The sequence below is a fragment of the Campylobacter sp. FU_497 genome (genome assembly GCF_025772425.1).
In the GTDB taxonomy this organism is placed as follows: domain Bacteria; phylum Campylobacterota; class Campylobacteria; order Campylobacterales; family Campylobacteraceae; genus Campylobacter_D; species Campylobacter_D lari_C.
Genome location: NZ_JAKMSC010000039.1, coordinates 1 through 646, shown reverse-complemented (window position 1 = coordinate 646; position 646 = coordinate 1). Strand labels below are relative to the sequence as shown.

Annotated in this window: 1 pseudogene; it reads right to left on the bottom strand. The window is 27.1% G+C overall.

The window, feature by feature from the left end:
* Window positions 1–646: pseudogene (locus L8W68_RS08180) on the bottom strand (hypothetical protein); the annotation flags it as partial.

The following is a 646-nucleotide window of genomic DNA, read 5'->3' as shown; positions in this document are numbered from 1 at the left end:
CTAGTTGAAAAAGTTCTACAGTATCGTTTTTTATTGTTGTATCAAATACGCTAAAAAGATGCAAAAGTGTTTCAAAAGTTTCTTTATACTCACTTAAAAGTTCTTTGATGGTTTGTTCTTGTTCTTTTTTGTTTTTTGGATTTTTACACAACAAGGCGTTAATTTTTAATTCATGATGATATAAAATATGAGGGTAAAGCTCATACGCTCCATTAGATTTTTTATATAATTGTTTTTTAAAAGCATCAATTTGTCTTAATAATGAGCTTACTTTCAGGTCTTTTTGCGCTTTCTCGATTTTATTCAGAATAATCTTAATTTTATCAAAATTATTTTTATTTGTTGATAATATTTTTTCAATGTTACACTTAGCCTTTTTTAAATTAAATCCAATTTTTTTATTTTGAATTTTTAAAGGCTTAAATATAGTTTTATCAACTGTTAGCTTGTCTTGACAAAGTTCTTTAAAAGGTTTTTCTATACTTCCTTCTATCCTAGCTCCACCTTCTGTGGCATTGTAGGTTGCGGTGTTAAAAAGATATTTTGAGGTAGCAATATCTTTTTCTAAAATTTCTTTAAAAAGCTTCCAATATATGTTCGTTTCTACCACTCCATTGCCACCATAAGCAGTAATAAATAAACCCTC